Source organism: Yoonia rosea, assembly GCF_900156505.1.
Classification (GTDB): Bacteria; Pseudomonadota; Alphaproteobacteria; order Rhodobacterales; family Rhodobacteraceae; genus Yoonia; species Yoonia rosea.
Window position 1 is genome coordinate 1,623,662 of sequence record NZ_FTPR01000001.1, and the last position, 16,986, is coordinate 1,640,647.

Here is a 16,986-nt window from a genome sequence, read left to right on the forward strand (position 1 = left end):
AAGGCTTTATCACACGAGGTTTTCCGATGGCTGGCCACTCCAAATGGGCGAATATTCAGCACCGCAAAGGACGGCAGGACAAACTGCGCTCCAAGCTGTTTTCCAAGCTTGCCAAGGAAATCACCGTGGCCGCCAAAATGGGCGATCCCGATCCCGATAAAAACCCGCGTCTGCGTCTGGCCGTCAAAGAGGCCAAATCAAACTCTGTCCCCAAGGACGTAATCGACCGCGCGATCAAGAAATCACAAGGCGGCGACGCGGAAAACTATGATGAAATCCGCTATGAGGGCTATGGCCCCAATGGCGTGGCCGTGATCGTCGAAGCGATGACCGATAACCGCAACCGGACGGCATCAACCGTGCGGTCGACCTTTTCCAAAAACGGCGGCAACCTTGGTGAAACAGGGTCTGTCGGGTTCATGTTCGACCGCAAGGGTCAGGTGGTTTACCCGGCCTCGGTGGGCGACGCCGACACCGTGATGATGGCCGCAATCGAGGCCGGGGCAGAGGACGTGCAAAGCGATGATGAAAACCACGTCATAATCTGCGCCGACACCGACCTGAACGATGTGGCGAATGCGCTGGAAGCCGATCTTGGCGAAAGTGAAAGCACCAAACTGATCTGGCAGCCCAACATCACCACCGAGGTGGACCTTGAAGGTCTGATCAAGCTGATGAAGCTCTTGGATACGCTGGAAGAAGATGATGACGTGCAGCGTGTCACGGCAAACTTCGAGGCCTCTGATGAGGTCATGGCTGCATTCGCGGAAAGCTAGGGCGTTATCACGCCCGTTTCGGTCACAATCAAATCAAGCGGTTGGTCTGTCGGCTCAAGCGGCAGATCATCATCTTCCTGTGCCCCGTAGGCAAAACCTATTGCCATGGTCGGTTGCACCGCGCGCAAGGCCTCTAGTGTCCGGTCATAGAACCCGCCGCCATAGCCCAAACGCCCGCCACGCCTGTCGAAAGCCACGAGAGGCACGACTACGATCTGCGGGATCATCCAATCGCCTGCCTCGGGGATCATCGCGCCGAATGCGCCTTTGATCATGGCGCAGTCAGGCTCCCACAGACGAAACTGCAACGGCTGCCCTGCCCCGATAATGACAGGCACACCGACGGGTCCATGGGCCGCAGCCTCTTCCATGGCGGGGGTCGGATCAATCTCGGTCCGCATCGCCATATAGCCTGCCAGCGGTACACCGCGATACCCTGCGAGAACCTCGCTCAGATAGCCTGCCGTCGCCCTGGCCGTCGCCAGCGCATGCGCTGCCTTGCGCCGTTCAAAAGCGGATGTGCGCGCCGCCGACTTGTCGATCACAGCAGCCAAATCGCGGCCAATCCGAGAAATGCGAAAAAGCCAACAACATCGGTCACTGTCGTCACGAAAGCGCCAGAGGCGAGCGCGGGGTCAATCCCCAACCTTTCAAGGATCACAGGAATCACAGTTCCCGCCAGCCCCGCCACAACCATGTTGATGACCATTGCCACCGCGATCACGACGCCCAGCATGGGCGAGCCGAACCAGACGACACCAACGACGCCCATGACGACAGCAAAGATCAGACCATTGATCAGACCCACCAGAACTTCACGCTTGATCACCCGCCAGACGTTTGCGGTGGTCAGATCGCGTGTTGCCAACGCACGCACGGCAACGGTCAGTGACTGGGTACCTGCGTTCCCGCCCATGGACGCCACAATCGGCATCAGCACGGCAAGCGCAACAAGCCCTGCAATGGTTTCTTCAAACAGCGAAATCACCAGTGACGCAAAGATCGCGGTTAAAAGGTTCACGGCCAGCCACGGAAAACGCGACTTGGTGGTGGCGATTACGCGGTCCGACAGGCTGCCTTCACCGACACCGGCCAGACGCAGAATGTCTTCCTCGGCTTCTTCCTCAAGAAACATCATCGCATCATCAATTGTGATGACACCCACGATCCGGTCGTCATCATCAACCACGGGGGCGGTTATCATGTGATAGTGGTTGATGGCCTGCGCCACCTCTTCCACGTCCTGTTCAACGTGGAATGTGCGGAAGGTATCTTCCTTGAGATCGCGCAGCGGCGTGTCGCGCGGATGGCTGAGCACACGGCCCAAAGTGACATAGCCCAGCGCCTTGAGGCGGGGATCAACAAGGATCACGTGATAAAACTGGTCGGGCAGCACCACATCCGAGCGCAGATAATCAATCATCTCGCCCACGGTCCAATGTTCCGGCGCGCGCACCAGTTCGGACTGCATGTGACGACCGGCAGATTCTTCGGGATATGACAGTGCCTGTTCGACCACCACACGGTCGCTGGCATCAAGCGCATCCAGCACCGCCTCTGTCTGCGTATCATCAAGGTATTCGACAAGGTCGACAACATCGTCGCTTTCCAGATCACGCACCGCATCGGCGAGTTCACCCGGATCAAGCTGGCCGATCACCTCTTCGCGCAGCTCTTCATCAAGCTCGGAAAGGACCTCACCTTCAAGGTTGCCGGGCCATGCGGTCAGCAGCGCGCGCCGGTCTTTGGTGTCGATCTGTTCCAGCAAATGCGCCACGTCGGCGGGGTGCATGGTATCCAGCGTTTCGGTGAGAAAAGCACCGTCATCGCGTTCCACAGCCTCCATGACCTCACTGACCAGACGGTCGGTGATACCAAATGCTTCTTCGTCGTCGATGGGGTCAGCTTCGGCCATGATGCATCCTTTGTTGAACTAAGAACATAATCGTTCGTGGCGGCGGCACAACGCGGTTTTCGCGATTTACCCCGTTCTTGGGGACTCATATGGTCGCGATATGACAAAGCACTTACTTTTGGGGCAGACCCTCGGTTTTTCGGGCAATCCGTTGACAGGCAACTGGCAGGATGCTGTCCAATTTGACAGCGCGGGTGGCGTGCTGATCGAACACGGACGGATCATTGCCACAGGCAATGGCGCCGCCCTGCAGGGCGCCCACCCCGATGTGGCGGTGACTGACTATGGCAACGATGTGATCAGCGCGGGCTTTGTTGATGCGCATATGCACTATCCCCAGACCGGCATCATCGCCAGTTGGGGCAAACAGCTGATTGACTGGCTGAACACCTACACCTTCCCCGAGGAAAGCCGGTTTGGTGATCGCGCATATGCCGATCAGGTGGCGGGCGAAACGCTGGATCTGGCGATTGCCCATGGCACGACCACGCTGACGAGTTTTTGCACCATTCACGCCGAAAGTGTGGATGCGTTTTTTGAAGCCGCGGCAGCGCGCAATATGGCAGTGATCGCAGGCAAGACCTGCATGGACCGCAACGCCCCCGATACCCTGCGCGACACCGCCCAGAACGCCTATGACGACAGCAAGATGCTTTTGGAAAAGTGGCATGGCAAGGGACGTGCGCATTACGCGATCACACCGCGTTTCTCGCCCACATCCACACCCGCGCAACTGCAGGCATTGGGTGGTCTGTGGGCCGAGCACCCCACATGTCTGATGCAGACCCACCTGAGCGAGCAACTGCCTGAAATTGCGTGGGTCCGTGAACTGTTTCCGCAGGCACGCGATTATCTGGACACCTATGAAGCCTATGGGCTGCTGGGTGAAAACGGGCTTTACGGCCATGCGATCTACCTTGAACCGCGCGAGATCGACCGTCTGAAAGAGGTCGGTGCGGCGGTCGTGCATTGCCCCACCTCAAACACCTTCATCGGCTCGGGTCTTTTCGATCTGATGGGGCTTGCCAAAGCGTCGCTGCCTATTGGCCTTGCCACGGATACAGGTGGCGGGTCGTCGTTTTCAATGCTGCGCACGATGGCTGCAGCCTATGAGATCGGGCAGTTGCGCGGCACGGCCCTGCATCCGGCACAATTGATGTGGTTGGCCACAGAGGGGTCAGCAGGCGCGTTGAAAATGGCGGGCGAGATCGGGCATCTTGGCGCAGGTGCTGCCGCCGATCTGACCATCCTCAACCTTCAATCAACGCCAGCCATTCGCCAACGCGCGGACCGGGCTGGTGATATGTGGGATGCTCTTTTTCCAACCATAATGATGGGCGATGATCGCGCGGTGCGGGACGTCTGGATCGCAGGGGTCAGGCAGTCGCGTTAGCAGCTTGCGGCCAGTTTCAGCACCCAGATGTTTCCTGCACGACCAAGCCCGTATTGCGTATAGTTGCGCCCGAGCATGTTGCGCCGATGGCCGCGCGAGTTTTGCCAAGCGGTCAGAACCTCTGCCTGTGACCGCTGTCCACTGGCGATGTTCTCAGCGCCGCTGCGCATCGCACAGCCACCCGCACGCGCGCGCTGCATAAAAGTACGCCCGTTCGGGCCGTTCGGGGCCTGATGCGAGAAGTAATCGCGCCGCGCCATATCTTCGGCATGCGCTTGGGCGGCGCGCGTTAATGCCGGATTTGCCTGCAAAGGGCCAAGCCCCTGCCGTGCTCGGAAGGCGTTCAAGTCTGCGCTAAAGCCCGCCCCATAGCCCGACGATGACGACGAGACCTGAATCGTGGCCGGTTGCGATTGCGTGGTGGTGTTGCACGCAGCCATAAAGGCCAACGCGCAACAGAGGAGTTTCATCTTCATGATCATCCCGAGTGAGAGTGGAAACCGGAGACCTGACTGGTCGCTTTGCAATATGGCCAAATTGGGGCGCGGCTCAGAAATCGGCGAGTTTTCGCGCGAGCGCGTTTTGCCGCGCGATAACGGCCGGTAGGTCAACGGACGTCATCTGGCCCTCTGACACGATCTGTCGTCCCTCAACAAAAAGCGCATCAACCTTCATCGGCCCTGCCAACAGCAACGCGACCGGATCCCATGATCCTGCATTCTCAATCACATTGGCATCCCAGATGGCGATATCAGCCCGTTTCCCGACGGCAATCTGGCCGCAGTCATCGCGCCCCAGTACCTGTGCGCCGCCACGGGTGGCAATCTCAAGCGCCTCACGTGCGGACATCGCATCGGCCCCGTTCTGCACCCGTTGCAACAGCATGGCCTGACGGGCCTCTGCGACAAGGTTCCCGATATCATTGCTCGCAGAACCATCAACACCCAAGCCCACAGGCACGCCAGCATCGCGCATCTGGCGCACAGGGGCGATGCCTGATCCAAGGCGGCAGTTTGAGCACGGACAATGGGCGACACCTGTGCGGCTGCGCGCAAAAAGATCAATCTCATGCCCGTCCAGTTTTACGCAATGCGCGTGCCAGACATCGTCACCCGTCCAGCCAAGGTCCTCGGCATATTGCCCCGGACGGCAGCCGAATTTTTCGAGAGAATAGGCGATATCCTCATCGTTTTCGGCCAAATGGGTGTGCATCATCACGCCCTTGTCGCGCGCGAGACTTGCCGCGTTGCGCATCAAATCACGCGTCACCGAAAACGGGCTGCAAGGGGCCACGCCCACACGCACCATGGCACCGGGACGTGCATCGTGGAACGCGTCAATCACGCGGATACTGTCCTCAAGGATATGTTCCTCATTCTCGACCAGCGCATCAGGGGGCAGCCCGCCGTCGCTTTCGCCAATGCTCATCGCGCCGCGCGTGGCGTGAAAGCGCAGGCCAACATCTTGCGCGGCGGCGATTGTATCATCCAGTCGCGCCCCGTTGGGATAAAGGTAAAGATGATCCGAGGTCAGTGTACATCCCGACAGTGCCAGCTCGGCAAGGCCCACTTGGGCCGAAACGAACATCTCTTCAGGCCCAAAGCGCGCCCAGATCGGGTACAGCCGCTGGAGCCAGCCAAAGAGCAACGCATCCTGTGCGCCGGGGACGGCACGTGTCAGCGTTTGGTAAAGGTGGTGGTGCGTATTCACCAGGCCGGGGGTGATGATCTTGCCCTTGGCATGGAAAACAGCCGCCCCGTCTGCCTTGAGCTTCTGGCCAATCGCAGCCACGACGCCACCGCGCAAAAGAATATCGGCACCCTGCAACTCATGCCGTTGGTCATCCATCGTGATGATGTGATCGGCATCTTTGATCAGGGTTTCAGCCATGCAGGGTCTGCCGTAAAATCGCCAAAGCCTCGGCATGGATCGCGGGGTTTGCGGCAGCGATCACCTGTCCGCCCTCATGCGCAGGTGCGCCGGACCAGTCTGTGACGATCCCGCCTGCGGCCTGAATGACAGCGATGGGGGCCTGAATGTCGTAGGCGTTCAAGCCCGCTTCAATCACTAGATCAACCTGGCCCGCCGCCAAAAGCGCATAAGCATAGCAGTCCATACCATAGCGGGTCAGTTGTGCCTGACGGGCAACAGCATGAAAGGCCGCCCCTTCTTCGGGTGTTCCGACTTCGGGAAATGTTGTCAGCACCGTGGCCTGCGCCAGTGGCCGTGGCGCACGGCACTGCAGTGCGGCCGCGCCTTGCGGTCCATGCATTTCGGCAATACCGAGCCCACCGGCAAAGCGTTCCCCGATATAGGGCTGGTCGATCACGCCAAAAAGAGGCCCGCTATCGTCCCTGACCGAGATCAGCACACCCCATGTCGGTGTCCCGCTGATATAACCGCGTGTCCCGTCGATCGGATCAAGGACCCACGTCAATCCTGAGGTGCCAGCCTTGAAGCCGTGCTCTTCCCCCAAAATCGCATCATCCGGGCGCACCGTGGCAAGGACCGCCCGCATCGCCTCTTCCGCGCCGCGGTCGGCGATTGTCACCGGATCAAAGCCCGCCGCGTCCTTGTTGTCCGCCGCCAGACCCGTTGCGCGGAAATGTGCCAATGTGACCGGCCGCGCGGCATCAGCAAGCGCATGGGCCACACGGATCAGTTCCGTTTGGGTTGTTTTTGAGACTGTCATCAGGATGGACCCTTCATCTGCGCCGCTGTCCCATTGGCGGTATCGCGGCGCAGTATGGCAGGTCAAGTCGTGGTCTAGGCCGCTTCACTCAACACACGGGCGAGATCAAACAGGCGCCGGCGCTGGTTCTCGGGGATCGCGTAGTAAGAGCGCAGCAATTCGAGCGCTTCTTTATCGGTCAGGATGTCAGCAGGCATATCCGATGCATTCGGCACCGCATCATGATCAACTTCGAGACCCTCGAAGAAGAAAGAAACATTGACGCCCAACACTTTAGAAATATCCCAAAGGCGGGATGCACTCACGCGGTTCATGCCTGTTTCATATTTCTGGATTTGCTGGAACTTGATACCAACCGCCTCTGCAAGCTGTTGTTGTGTTGTGCCATTCATCCAGCGCCGATGGCGGATCCGTTTTCCGACATGAACGTCAACGGGATGCTTCATGCTGTCTACCTCTTTTGCGAAGGATTATGGCAACAGTACACCACAATCCCTGGTTGCGCGCCGCAGTGCGGATAATGGCACTGCAAGCGATCTCTAATCAACGGCAAAATAGCATTCCCCAAGAACACGCAACGGTTGCATGGCGCATCCTGACCTTAAAGACAGGTTCGCGGGATCACTTTTAGACATTCAGCCGTATTTCTGAGCTATTTTACAAATGCGGTCGCGGCACCGATAAGTTACGTCAAGCCAATATTCAGAAGGAATCGCATGCCATGCGCGCATTTCAAGTAACCTCATTCGACGCGCCCCCTACGTTGCGGGATTTGGACGTCCCCACACCTGGACCAGGCGAGGTTTTGCTCGACATTGCCGCGTGCGGTTTAAATTTCGCCGATCTGCTGATGGCGAAAGGCACCTATCAGGATACGCCCGCCACACCCTTCACCTTGGGTATGGAGGTTTGTGGCACCGTCATCGCGACAGGTGACGATGTGACGTCACCAAGCGTCGGCACACGGGTCGCTGTCTTTGGGGGTCAGGGGGGCTTGGCCGAGAAGGGGCTTTTTCCCGCCGCCCTTTGCCGGCCGGTGCCGGACACGATGCCGGACGAGATCGCGGCAGGCTTTATGGTGGCCTATGGCACATCGCATCTGGCACTTTCCCGCCGCGCCCGCCTGCAAGAAGGTGAGACACTGTTGGTGCTGGGCGCCGCGGGCGGTGTCGGGTTGACAGCCGTCGAGATCGGCAAAGCCATGGGGGCCACGGTGATTGCTGTGGCCCGCGGTGCGGACAAACTGGCTGTCGCCAAGGCCGCCGGTGCAGACCACCTGATTGACAGTGACACCGACGACATCAAGACCGCCGTCAAAGCACTCGGCGGTGCAGATGTGGTTTACGATCCGGTGGGCGGGGCTGCGTTCAAGGCGGCACTTGGCGCATGCAACCGCGAAGCACGCGTGATCATCATCGGTTTCGCCAGCGGCGAGGTGCCACAGATCCCCGCAAATATCATTCTGGTGAAGAATATCTCGGTGATCGGGTTTTATTGGGGCGGCTACCTTGCCTTCAACCCAAAGGCCCTGACCGAGAGCCTGTCAGAACTGATGGACTGGCACGCGAAAGGCAAACTCAAACCACATATCAGCCATACCCTACCGCTTGATCAGGCCGCAGATGCGCTGGAGTTGATGCGCAGCCGCAAATCCACCGGCAAAGTCGTCGTTACGCCGTAAGCAATTGCGGCGCGAGGCGCGGCGCATCATAGCAGTGCTGGATAATCCGGGCCATCGCCTGACTTGGCTGATCTTCGGGCTTGAGAACGTAAAGATTGATGTTCTGAGGCTTCAGCGCGGGCAATAGGCCACCGTGCTCGACCGGCACGGTATGCGGCGGCAAGCACCCCTTCAGCGACACATGCACGGCAAGATCGGCACTGACTGCGGCCTCAACGGCACTGTCGTGATCGGAATCAACCGCCATGTTCCAATCGATTCCATCGGCGTTCAGCGCCTGCAAAACACCACTGCGGAAAATACAGTTCTTGCAGAAGGCTACGGGCAACGGGCGTCTGCGCCACGCCACGCCATCTTCTGCACCGATCCAGATCAGCGGCAGTGCGATCAGAACCTGCCCCCCCGGACCACAGGTTTCCTCGGTCGTCAGGATCAGGTCAACCTCGCCGCGCCCGTGCATCGCCAAGAGTTTGCGGGTCGGCGCGGAAATCAGACGCACCTGCATACGCGGGAATTCTGCGGCAAAGCGTTTCAGCACGGCGGGAATCACGGGGTAGATGATGTCATGCGGCACCCCGAGTTTGAGTTCCCCCTCAAATTCAGTCGCAGTCAGGCGGTTCAGTATCTCGTCATTGGTTGCCAGCATCGACCGCGCATAGCCCAAAAGCTGCTCGCCCGCCGGCGTCAGCGCAATGGTCCGCGCAGTCCGGTCAAGTAACGCGACATTCAGCGATTCTTCCAATCGCTTGAGCTGCATCGAAACGGCGGACTGAGTCAGGTTCAGCATCCCCGCCGCGCGCGTCACACCGCCTGCGTCCGAGACGGCCACGAAAGAGCGCAGAGCTGTCAGGTCGAGGTTTCGCGCCATATCACAATCCTTGATGCATCACTTCAAAAGTATTCATTTTCATTATGACCTCACCTCCCCCATATATCAAGCAATAGAATGCAAACGAGACAAACCATCACAAGAGAGAATGTTATGACACTATCAACCCGCACAAGCGCCCTGAGTATCAATACACACCCCAAGACACGTTCGATTCTGAACAGCCTGCGCGACATGATTGCGCTGTCACGCCAGCGCCGGCAGTTGCGCGCATTGGATGACCATATGCTTGCAGATATCGGGATTTCACGCACAGAGGCCGTTGCAGAAGCTCAAAAACCCGTCTGGAATGCACCGCTGCACTGGCGCAACTAGCAGACGTGCGCATCTGACCTGCGACATTCTCGCCCAAATTGGTCAGAAATACGCAAAACGCCCCAGTGAAGCCTTGAAAATGCAGGGGCCTCTGCCAATATCGAGAGCAAGGATGCCGTTTTGCGGCGCCGCTGTTTAATTTGGAGGTCTAAATGGCTCAGTACGATACAATTAGAACGGCCGGCGGAGTACGCACGGCCGCAATCGATGAGGGTCTTCGCGCCCACATGAACAAAGTCTACGGCACAATGTCCGTGGGCATGCTGATCACATTTGCAGTTGCTTGGGCCGTAGGGACATCGCCTGCCTTGCTTGGCATTTTCCGTGATCCCTTCACATTGCAGCCGAATATTCTTGGCTGGATCGTGATGTTCGCACCGCTTGCGATGGTCTTTGGCTTTGGTGCCATGATCAACCGCTTTTCAGCGGCCGCTGCACAAACATTCTTCTACGCTTTTGCAGCCGTTATGGGCCTGTCGATGGCATGGATCTTTGTGGCCTTCACCGGCCTGTCGATCGCAAACGTCTTTTTGATCACGTCGATCGCCTTCGCGGGTCTGAGCCTTTACGGCTATACCACGAAGAAAGACATCTCCGGCTGGGGCGCATTCCTCATCATGGGTGTGATCGGTCTGGTCGTGGCGATGATCGTCAACATCTTCCTGCAGTCACCTGCAATCATGTTCGCGATCTCAATCCTTGGTGTGCTGATCTTTGCAGGCCTGACAGCCTATGACACGCAAAAAATCAAGAATGACTATATCGCACATGCCGCGCATGGCGATCAGGAGTGGCTGGCCAAGTCTGCGATCATGGGTGCTTTGAACCTGTATCTGGACTTCATCAACATGTTCATGTTCCTGCTGCAGCTGTTCGGTAACCGCGAATAAGCGTTGCACATCGTTATGAATTGAGGGCTGATGGCAACATCAGCCCTTTTTCTTTGCGCGAAGGCCACCCATGATTTCTCTGCCCATTACCTCGGTCACCGCCATTTTGGCGGGGCTTCTGATCCTTTTGCTGACGATCAAGGTTATTCAGTTACGCAGACGCGGCGGCGTGGTCTTGGGGGATAATGATGATCGCATCTTGGCCAAGGCTATCCGGGGCCATGCCAACGCGGTCGAGCAGCTTCCCATTGCCCTCATCCTGATGACGTTGGCCGAGGTTCAGGGTGCATCGCAAGCCCTCCTGATCCTCGCTGCCTTGGCGCTCATTGTGGGGCGCGCCCTGCACGGGGTCTACTTTGCGGTCCACGGCACGCATTGGCGTTTCCGGTTTTTCGGCATGTGGTTGACACTGGCGGCACAGATCGCGTTGATCCTGATCCTTGCCCTGACGCTTCTGGGGCTTTGACAAACAAAAAGGCCGCGCAAGCTGCGCGGCCAGATTATTGTCAGGTCAGGCGATCAATTACTTGATCTTGCCTTCCTTGTACTCGACGTGCTTACGCACAACGGGATCGTACTTTTTGATGACCATTTTTTCGGTCATTGTACGTGCGTTCTTTTTCGTGACGTAGAAGTGCCCGGTCCCCGCAGTGGAGTTCAGGCGGATTTTGATTGTGGTAGGCTTCGCCATATCTCATATCCTCTGATTGCGGGCCGACGCGCGGCACATCGCGTGTATCTCATAGAAGGTGCCTTTTACCCGCGCCTTGGGCCGAGTCAACAGCAAACAGGTGTTCTGATGGTTTGTTTATGCGCGGATGGCCTATAAGCCGGATTCTGTCCCCCGCGGTTGCCCACGGATGGATGACCATTCATCTGGAGTGCCTGTTACCAGACACCCTCTAGCTGCCAACCCGGACCGTCTGGGGCTCAAGCATCCCCGTCTTGCGACGCGAGGTCCCTATTTGGCATTGCTCCCGGTGGGGCTTGCCGTGCCGCTTGCGTTACCGCTCGCGCGGTGGGCTCTTACCCCACCGTTTCACTTTGACCTGTACATGCCAGGCCACCTGTTCTCTGTGGCGCTTTCCCTAGGGTTACCCCCGCCGGGCGTTACCCGGCACCGTGCTTTTTGGAGTCCGGACTTTCCTCGATCCCGGATCAAGTCCGGGACCGCAGCCATCCAGCCATCCGCGCAACGCCGCAGTTAGGCGACAGCCGCGTTCACGTCAACGGGAAAGCGGTTTACCAGATCGGTGATCATGGCAAGATCAACGGTATCGCATGGGCCTATGTGGCGCGGACGAAAGCGCATGCGGAAGCTTTTGAGGAGCAGCGCATGATCCGTGGTCGCTGTATAACCGAATGCGGCCATCAACGCCGCAAACCGCGCGTCATCGGCCCCTTGCGGGCCCTCTTCCGAAGAATGCGCGCCAGCGCTTGATGAGGGCCAGACAGAGAGCCCTTCGACAGCCAGCCTGCGCCAGTCGAAACGCACGCCCGGATCAATCTTGCGGCCCGGCGCCATATCCGAATGTCCGATCACCCGTTCGGGCCGGATATCCCAACGCGCCTTGATCCCGCGCAAGAGCGCTGTCAGCACATCCATTTGTGCTGCCGCAAAAGGGGCGAACCCCGTGTTGGCCAGTTCAATCCCGATAGAGCGGCTATTAACGTCTGTCACACATCCCCAGGCGCCCGCCCCTGCATGCCACGCGCGCAGCGCCTCGGGGACAAGCGATATTACCTCACCGTCCTCGGCAATGAGGTAATGCGCGGATACCTCGGTTTCGGTATTGCATAATGTCTCTGCCGCCGCTTGCGCCGACGTCATCGCGGTATAGTGGATCACCACGATGTCAGGTGTCGCGCCATCGCGCCGCGGCCCGCAATTGGGCGAGGCCCGTGTTGTCAGCCTCAGTTCCGCACCGCCTGGATAAAGGGCGCCGGATCCCAACCACAGGCAAAGCCGTCACCATCGGGGTCAATACCGCGCCGGTCCCGCTCGGGCCCGCCACGCGCCAGAAAATCGCGCTGCGCATCATCAGGGGTCGCGTAGGTCGCACAGTTGCGGCGGAAGCGGCCTTCACCCGAAAGCAGCGACCGGCTGTACCACTCTTGCCCCTTCACGTTGGGCGCACTCAGTGCGTATTCCACGATATTCGGACCCGTGTTCGCCGGACGGTCGGGTACTGCCGTCGGTGCGATCTGTTCGCGCGCCGCAGCTTGAGCCGCACGCCGCTGCGCATCGCTTTCAATCGTTTCGCGCCCTGCAACCGCGTCAAAGCTTTGTTCATCCGACAGGCCCACATTGCCCGTCACCAAAGAAGGAGCAGGATTGCTGGGCGATGCCTGCACGCCTTGTGTGCGCAATGGATCAGCGCCAAGCCTCCCCGGGGTTTGCACAGGTGCGACGGGCGCGGGGCTTGCTGCTGCAGGTGATGCGGCCGTACCGATACCAGCCTGCGCAAGCGCGCTGGACGGGATCGCTTGGGTCTGATTGACAGGTTGCTGCGATGGGATTGTGTTCACCTGTGCGGGGGGAACAATAGTCCCGCGCGGTGCGCTGAGCTGCGCTTCGCGCCGCGCGCGTTCCAGCTCGAACTCGGTAAAATCGCCAAAACCCACGCCACGTTCGGTTGGCACCTCTCGTGGCGTGCAGGCACCTAGCCCGATCAATGTCAGTGCAATGAAGATGCCCGGTTTCATCATGTTTTACCTGTCAGACTGCGCTTTGTTTTACGAGAGTTTACCACCACTTCGCCGGCTTGGCTACAAAACCTGCAGATTGCTCAAGACGATAAGCCACATTCAGCAAATCACCCTCTTCCCAGGGCCGTCCGATCAATTGCAGGCCCATTGGCAAACCTTGCGCGTTCTGTCCGGTAGGCACCGCAATGCCCGGCAGGCCTGCAAGGTTCACCGTCACGGTAAAGACGTCGTTCAGGTACATCTGGATCGGATCAGCATTGGTCATCTCGCCCAGTCCGAAAGCCGCCGAAGGTGTGGCCGGTGTCAGGATTGCATCGACGCCATCTGCAAAGACCTTGTCAAAGTCCTGCTTGATCAACGCGCGCACGCGGCGGGCGCGGTTGTAGTAGGCATCATAGAAACCAGCTGACAGCACATAGGTGCCGACCATAACGCGGCGCTGCACTTCGGGGCCAAAGCCCTCGGCGCGGGTCTTTTCATACATCTCGGTAATGCCGTCCCCATGCCCAAGCTTGGCACGGTGGCCAAAGCGCACACCGTCATAGCGGGCAAGGTTCGACGAGGCCTCGGCGGGCGCGATCACATAATAGGCAGGCAGCGCGTATTTCGTATGCGGTAGCGAGATATCGACGATCTTCGCGCCTGCGTCTTTCAGCATCGCGGTGCCATCTTCCCACAGCTTCTCGATTTCGGCGGGCATACCGTCCATGCGGTATTCTTTGGGGATACCAATCGTCTTGCCACGAATGTCGCCTGTCAAAGCAGCCTCGAAATCCGGCACGGGGATATCCGCACTGGTGCTGTCCAACGGGTCATGGCCCGCCATGGCGGTCAGCATGATCGCGGCGTCGCGCACGTCTTTGGTCATCGGGCCTGCTTGATCCAGCGATGAAGCAAAAGCCACGATGCCCCAGCGCGACACGCGACCATAGGTTGGCTTCAGACCGGTGATACCGGTAAAGGCCGCAGGCTGGCGGATGGAACCGCCCGTGTCGGTACCCGTTGCAGCAAGGCACAGATCAGCGGCAACAGCGCTGGCCGACCCGCCAGATGAGCCACCGGGCGTCAGGGCTGTATCGTCGCCCGCACGTTTCCACGGGTTCACCGCATTGCCATAAACGGACGTCTCGTTCGACGACCCCATGGCGAACTCGTCCATGTTCAGCTTGCCCAACATGACCGCACCTGCGTCGAACAGCTGGCTTGTGATCGTGCTCTCATACTCGGGCTTGAAACCTTCAAGAATGCGCGAAGCCGCCTGTGAGGGCACACCTTTGGTGCAAAACAGGTCTTTGATCCCCAGCGGGATGCCACACATATCGGGGGCGTCACCGGCCTTGATCCGCGTATCGGCGGCTGCGGCCTGCGCCGTTGCGATCTCGGGTGTGTGGTGCACGAAAGCGCCCAACGCGTCTGCACCTTCAATGGCGGTCAGACAGGCGGATGTGATTTCGGCGCTGGTGGTGTCGCCTTTGCGCATGGCGTCACGGGCCTGCGCGATGGTCAGTTTGGTCAGATCAGCCATTATTCAACCACCTTTGGAACAGCAAAAAAGCCCTCACGCGCATCGGGCGCGTTCTTCAACACCGCCGCTTGCTGGTTGCCGTCGGTCACGACATCTTCGCGGCGCTTCAGGCGCTGGGGGGTCACGGATGTCATCGGTTCGACACCTTCCACATCCACTTCGTTGAGTTGCTCAATAAACCCAAGAATTGCGCTGAATTCGGATGCCAGCGCTGGCAGGGCGTCGTCTTCCACCTTGATGCGGGCCAGCTTGGCCACGCGGCGGGCGGTTTCGGTGTCAATCGACATGGGGAAACTCTCCGGTAAATCTATCCGCTGCGTTTACCGCCCTGTGCGGCCAGTCGCAAGCATATGGCGGGTGTAAACATGGATCATGAAACCCAGCATGATCCCATTGAGGACATGCCACATGAAATGCGTGCCAATCGGGATCGCATCGCACAGGATTTCATCAAGCGAGCGGATGGTGATAGACAGGCACAAAAGTGCAGCCCCCTGCAAAAACCCGCGGGCGATTCCCGGTTTGTGCCGCAGGATCAGGGCGTAGATGGCCAAGAGGATCGGCACGGTCCAGTAGAAGTTGGAAATGCGGATAAAGGGAAACTGGTTCAGTACAGGCACCAGCACGGCGGCATAGGGAATGAACAGGGCCGTTGCGAAAACCGCATACCAATGCCCCATTGGCACCATGTCGCGGTTCACGACGAAAAGATAGATCAGGATGAAAACGCCAATCGGCAGCACATCCAACAGCATGGCCCAGATCGTGGCATGGGTGTGAAACAGGAAACTGCCCACACCAATGGCAAAGAGAATGCCGCAAAGCACCCGCGCCATCGGCACGCCCGCGCTGCGTCGCCACAGGATCAGGGCCGCAATAATGAATGCAAGATTGGTCAGCGCGTTCAGCGGCTCGGACCAATAGGTAAAATCCGTACGCTCGCAATAGCCATCAATCTGTTCAAACCAATTCACCTTGGCCCCTCCGTTCTTTGCCCCTATCCTGACGCCAAATCGAGGGAGAGCAATATGAAAATCACTTGGCTGGGACATGCAAGTTTCCGGATCGAAATCGAAGGCGCGGTGCTGCTGATTGACCCTTGGCTTGAGGGCAATCCGTCATTCCCCAATGAACACCGCGCCGCCGCTTTGGCGGGTGCCACCCATATCCTGCTGACCCATGGTCATTTCGACCATACCTCCGAGGTGGATGCAATTGCCAAGGAAACCGGTGCTTTCGTCGTCGGCATCCCCGAACTTTGCGCGATCTTTGATGCCCACGAGACAGTGGAATTCAACAAAGGCGGCACGGTTGATCTGGGCGGTGCGCTGGTGTCGATGGTGCAGGCGACGCATTCCTCCTCGGTCGGGGCGGCCTATGCCGGCACCGAGGCCGGCTATATGATCAAGGGCGAGGGCCATACGATCTATGTCTCGGGTGACACCGATATCATGGCCGATATGGACTGGATGGGGGATTTCTATAACCCCGATATCGGTATCCTGTGCTGTGGCGGACATTACACGATGGGGATGGAAGGTGCGGCCTATGCAGCCAAACGCTATTTCAACTTCAAAACCGTGATCCCCGCCCATTACGCGACATTCCCCTTGCTGGCACAAAGCGCCCAGCCGCTGGTCGATGCTTTGCCGGACTTGGACGTGCGCACACCGGCCGTAATGGAAACCGTGGAAATCTAGCGCTTTGCGGCAAAGAAATCCTTGAGCAATGCTTCCGAGGGCTGCGCGGCAATGCCATCATAGACTTCGGGGGCATGGTGGCATTGCGCATGCTGGAAGATACGCGGCCCTTGGGCGACGCCACCGGACTTCGGGTCAGCCGCCCCGTAATAAAGCCGCGCAATCCGCGCGTTGCTGATCGCAGCCGCGCACATCGGGCACGGCTCCAGCGTGACATAGAGATCATAACCCGTCAGCCGTTCCTGCCCCAAGGCAGCACAGGCCGCGCGGATGGCCAGTATCTCGGCGTGGGCGGTGGGATCGTGCAATTCCCGTGTCCGGTTGCCTGCTTGTGCGATCACTCCCGCAGGCCCCACGATCACCGCCCCCACGGGCACCTCGCCACGGCCACCTGCGGCGCGGGCCTCTTCCAAGGCCACATCCATATAAGAGCGAAAATCCATGTCTTGTGATGCACTGGCGCGGCTATCTCTGGCAAGGGGCGATCAAAGCGGCTAAGGG

At 58.9% G+C, this 16,986-nt stretch carries 21 protein-coding genes and 1 other RNA gene; 7 read left to right on the forward strand and 15 right to left on the reverse strand.

Features of this window, described 5'->3' with window-relative positions; all coding sequences use genetic code 11:
* Positions 1-26: 26 nt before the first annotated feature.
* Entirely contained in the window at positions 27-776 is a 750-nt protein-coding gene (locus tag B0B09_RS08050) for a YebC/PmpR family DNA-binding transcriptional regulator (RefSeq protein ID WP_076659125.1), read from the forward strand.
* Here the strand turns inward: B0B09_RS08050 and B0B09_RS08055 are convergent.
* Complete coding sequence (locus B0B09_RS08055; RefSeq protein WP_110549950.1) at positions 773-1,321, reverse strand: 5-formyltetrahydrofolate cyclo-ligase; 549 nt, start codon at positions 1,319-1,321, stop codon at positions 773-775. The two genes, B0B09_RS08050 and B0B09_RS08055, sit on opposite strands and share 4 nt — an antisense overlap.
* Entirely contained in the window at positions 1,318-2,691 is a 1,374-nt protein-coding gene (gene mgtE, locus B0B09_RS08060) for a magnesium transporter (protein WP_055294443.1), read from the reverse strand. The genes B0B09_RS08055 and mgtE overlap by 4 nt, the downstream gene beginning before the upstream one ends.
* A 100-nt stretch (positions 2,692-2,791) precedes the next feature.
* Here mgtE and guaD point away from each other — a divergent pair, with 100 nt between their 5' ends.
* A complete protein-coding gene (guaD, locus tag B0B09_RS08065) occupies positions 2,792-4,084 on the forward strand; it encodes a guanine deaminase (protein ID WP_076659127.1) in 1,293 nt (430 codons plus the stop codon).
* Here guaD and B0B09_RS08070 read toward each other — a convergent pair.
* The 4 genes from B0B09_RS08070 to B0B09_RS08085 form a co-directional block, all read right to left on the reverse strand.
* Positions 4,081-4,560: a CAP domain-containing protein gene (locus B0B09_RS08070; protein ID WP_242654361.1), complete on the reverse strand. Its 480-nt coding sequence runs from the start codon at positions 4,558-4,560 to the stop codon at positions 4,081-4,083. The two genes, guaD and B0B09_RS08070, sit on opposite strands and share 4 nt — an antisense overlap.
* Positions 4,561-4,633: 73 nt before the next feature.
* Positions 4,634-5,974, reverse strand: coding sequence for an 8-oxoguanine deaminase (locus B0B09_RS08075; RefSeq protein WP_076659128.1), 1,341 nt, complete (start codon positions 5,972-5,974; stop codon positions 4,634-4,636).
* The gene (locus B0B09_RS08080) at positions 5,967-6,776 is read right to left on the reverse strand and encodes an inositol monophosphatase family protein (RefSeq protein WP_076659129.1); all 810 of its coding nucleotides are present in this window, start codon (positions 6,774-6,776) and stop codon (positions 5,967-5,969) included. The genes B0B09_RS08075 and B0B09_RS08080 overlap by 8 nt, the downstream gene beginning before the upstream one ends.
* A gap of 74 nt (positions 6,777-6,850) precedes the next feature.
* Positions 6,851-7,222: a helix-turn-helix domain-containing protein gene (locus B0B09_RS08085; RefSeq protein ID WP_076659130.1), complete on the reverse strand. Its 372-nt coding sequence runs from the start codon at positions 7,220-7,222 to the stop codon at positions 6,851-6,853.
* 275 nt (positions 7,223-7,497) lie between these two features.
* Here B0B09_RS08085 and B0B09_RS08090 point away from each other — a divergent pair, with 275 nt between their 5' ends.
* Positions 7,498-8,457 carry an NADPH:quinone oxidoreductase family protein gene (locus tag B0B09_RS08090; protein ID WP_076659131.1) on the forward strand — a complete coding sequence of 320 codons (960 nt, stop codon included), beginning with the start codon at positions 7,498-7,500 and terminating at the stop codon, positions 8,455-8,457.
* Here B0B09_RS08090 and B0B09_RS08095 read toward each other — a convergent pair.
* Positions 8,447-9,325, reverse strand: coding sequence for a LysR family transcriptional regulator (locus tag B0B09_RS08095; protein WP_076659132.1), 879 nt, complete (start codon positions 9,323-9,325; stop codon positions 8,447-8,449). The two genes, B0B09_RS08090 and B0B09_RS08095, sit on opposite strands and share 11 nt — an antisense overlap.
* A 114-nt stretch (positions 9,326-9,439) precedes the next feature.
* Here B0B09_RS08095 and B0B09_RS08100 point away from each other — a divergent pair, with 114 nt between their 5' ends.
* The 3 genes from B0B09_RS08100 to B0B09_RS08110 all read left to right on the forward strand — a co-directional run bounded on the left by B0B09_RS08100 (position 9,440) and on the right by B0B09_RS08110 (position 11,017).
* On the forward strand, positions 9,440-9,661 hold the full coding sequence (locus tag B0B09_RS08100; RefSeq protein ID WP_076659133.1) for a DUF1127 domain-containing protein: 222 nt from the start codon (positions 9,440-9,442) through the stop codon (positions 9,659-9,661).
* Between the two features lie 152 nt (positions 9,662-9,813).
* Positions 9,814-10,551 carry a Bax inhibitor-1/YccA family protein gene (locus B0B09_RS08105; RefSeq protein WP_055294428.1) on the forward strand — a complete coding sequence of 246 codons (738 nt, stop codon included), beginning with the start codon at positions 9,814-9,816 and terminating at the stop codon, positions 10,549-10,551.
* Between the two features lie 70 nt (positions 10,552-10,621).
* Positions 10,622-11,017 (forward strand): MAPEG family protein, encoded by a 396-nt coding sequence (locus B0B09_RS08110; protein WP_084190757.1) that lies wholly within the window; start codon positions 10,622-10,624, stop codon positions 11,015-11,017.
* A gap of 57 nt (positions 11,018-11,074) precedes the next feature.
* Here B0B09_RS08110 and rpmG read toward each other — a convergent pair whose 3' ends face one another.
* The 7 genes from rpmG to B0B09_RS08145 all read right to left on the reverse strand — a co-directional run bounded on the left by rpmG (position 11,075) and on the right by B0B09_RS08145 (position 15,759).
* Positions 11,075-11,242, reverse strand: coding sequence for a 50S ribosomal protein L33 (gene rpmG / locus B0B09_RS08115; protein WP_008233681.1), 168 nt, complete (start codon positions 11,240-11,242; stop codon positions 11,075-11,077).
* Positions 11,243-11,361: 119 nt separating this feature from the next.
* Positions 11,362-11,743, reverse strand: an RNA gene (gene rnpB / locus B0B09_RS08120) — RNase P RNA component class A.
* A 12-nt stretch (positions 11,744-11,755) separates the two neighbouring features.
* Entirely contained in the window at positions 11,756-12,505 is a 750-nt protein-coding gene (locus B0B09_RS08125; protein ID WP_110549925.1) for an N-acetylmuramoyl-L-alanine amidase, read from the reverse strand.
* Complete coding sequence (locus B0B09_RS08130) at positions 12,466-13,257, reverse strand: hypothetical protein (RefSeq protein WP_084190811.1); 792 nt, start codon at positions 13,255-13,257, stop codon at positions 12,466-12,468. The genes B0B09_RS08125 and B0B09_RS08130 overlap by 40 nt, the downstream gene beginning before the upstream one ends.
* A 40-nt stretch (positions 13,258-13,297) precedes the next feature.
* Positions 13,298-14,785, reverse strand: coding sequence for an Asp-tRNA(Asn)/Glu-tRNA(Gln) amidotransferase subunit GatA (gatA, locus tag B0B09_RS08135; RefSeq protein ID WP_076659135.1), 1,488 nt, complete (start codon positions 14,783-14,785; stop codon positions 13,298-13,300).
* The gene (gene gatC / locus B0B09_RS08140; RefSeq protein ID WP_055294422.1) at positions 14,785-15,072 is read right to left on the reverse strand and encodes an Asp-tRNA(Asn)/Glu-tRNA(Gln) amidotransferase subunit GatC; all 288 of its coding nucleotides are present in this window, start codon (positions 15,070-15,072) and stop codon (positions 14,785-14,787) included. Before gatC ends, gatA begins: the two co-directional genes overlap by 1 nt.
* A gap of 33 nt (positions 15,073-15,105) precedes the next feature.
* The gene (locus B0B09_RS08145) at positions 15,106-15,759 is read right to left on the reverse strand and encodes a ceramidase domain-containing protein (RefSeq protein WP_076659136.1); all 654 of its coding nucleotides are present in this window, start codon (positions 15,757-15,759) and stop codon (positions 15,106-15,108) included.
* Between the two features lie 54 nt (positions 15,760-15,813).
* On the opposite strand from B0B09_RS08145, the gene B0B09_RS08150 reads away from it, so the two are divergent.
* Positions 15,814-16,485, forward strand: coding sequence for a metal-dependent hydrolase (locus B0B09_RS08150; protein ID WP_076659137.1), 672 nt, complete (start codon positions 15,814-15,816; stop codon positions 16,483-16,485).
* On the opposite strand, the gene B0B09_RS08155 is transcribed toward B0B09_RS08150, so the two are convergent.
* On the reverse strand, positions 16,482-16,928 hold the full coding sequence (locus B0B09_RS08155) for a nucleoside deaminase (protein ID WP_076659138.1): 447 nt from the start codon (positions 16,926-16,928) through the stop codon (positions 16,482-16,484). The two genes, B0B09_RS08150 and B0B09_RS08155, sit on opposite strands and share 4 nt — an antisense overlap.
* Positions 16,929-16,986 lie beyond the last annotated feature (58 nt).

Coding starts and splice junctions, on each gene's coding strand:
- B0B09_RS08155 (WP_076659138.1), bottom strand. CDS start 16,928: ATGGATTTTCGCTCTTATATGGATGTGGCCTTGGAAGAGGCCCGCGCC.
- B0B09_RS08075 (WP_076659128.1), bottom strand. CDS start 5,974: ATGGCTGAAACCCTGATCAAAGATGCCGATCACATCATCACGATGGAT.
- B0B09_RS08130 (WP_084190811.1), bottom strand. CDS start 13,257: ATGAAACCGGGCATCTTCATTGCACTGACATTGATCGGGCTAGGTGCC.
- gatA (WP_076659135.1), bottom strand. CDS start 14,785: ATGGCTGATCTGACCAAACTGACCATCGCGCAGGCCCGTGACGCCATG.
- B0B09_RS08070 (WP_242654361.1), bottom strand. CDS start 4,560: ATGAAGATGAAACTCCTCTGTTGCGCGTTGGCCTTTATGGCTGCGTGC.
- rpmG (WP_008233681.1), bottom strand. CDS start 11,242: ATGGCGAAGCCTACCACAATCAAAATCCGCCTGAACTCCACTGCGGGG.
- B0B09_RS08110 (WP_084190757.1), top strand. CDS start 10,622: ATGATTTCTCTGCCCATTACCTCGGTCACCGCCATTTTGGCGGGGCTT.
- mgtE (WP_055294443.1), bottom strand. CDS start 2,691: ATGGCCGAAGCTGACCCCATCGACGACGAAGAAGCATTTGGTATCACC.
- B0B09_RS08085 (WP_076659130.1), bottom strand. CDS start 7,222: ATGAAGCATCCCGTTGACGTTCATGTCGGAAAACGGATCCGCCATCGG.
- B0B09_RS08150 (WP_076659137.1), top strand. CDS start 15,814: ATGAAAATCACTTGGCTGGGACATGCAAGTTTCCGGATCGAAATCGAA.
- B0B09_RS08090 (WP_076659131.1), top strand. CDS start 7,498: ATGCGCGCATTTCAAGTAACCTCATTCGACGCGCCCCCTACGTTGCGG.
- guaD (WP_076659127.1), top strand. CDS start 2,792: ATGACAAAGCACTTACTTTTGGGGCAGACCCTCGGTTTTTCGGGCAAT.
- B0B09_RS08050 (WP_076659125.1), top strand. CDS start 27: ATGGCTGGCCACTCCAAATGGGCGAATATTCAGCACCGCAAAGGACGG.
- B0B09_RS08105 (WP_055294428.1), top strand. CDS start 9,814: ATGGCTCAGTACGATACAATTAGAACGGCCGGCGGAGTACGCACGGCC.
- B0B09_RS08095 (WP_076659132.1), bottom strand. CDS start 9,325: ATGGCGCGAAACCTCGACCTGACAGCTCTGCGCTCTTTCGTGGCCGTC.
- B0B09_RS08100 (WP_076659133.1), top strand. CDS start 9,440: ATGACACTATCAACCCGCACAAGCGCCCTGAGTATCAATACACACCCC.
- B0B09_RS08080 (WP_076659129.1), bottom strand. CDS start 6,776: ATGACAGTCTCAAAAACAACCCAAACGGAACTGATCCGTGTGGCCCAT.
- gatC (WP_055294422.1), bottom strand. CDS start 15,072: ATGTCGATTGACACCGAAACCGCCCGCCGCGTGGCCAAGCTGGCCCGC.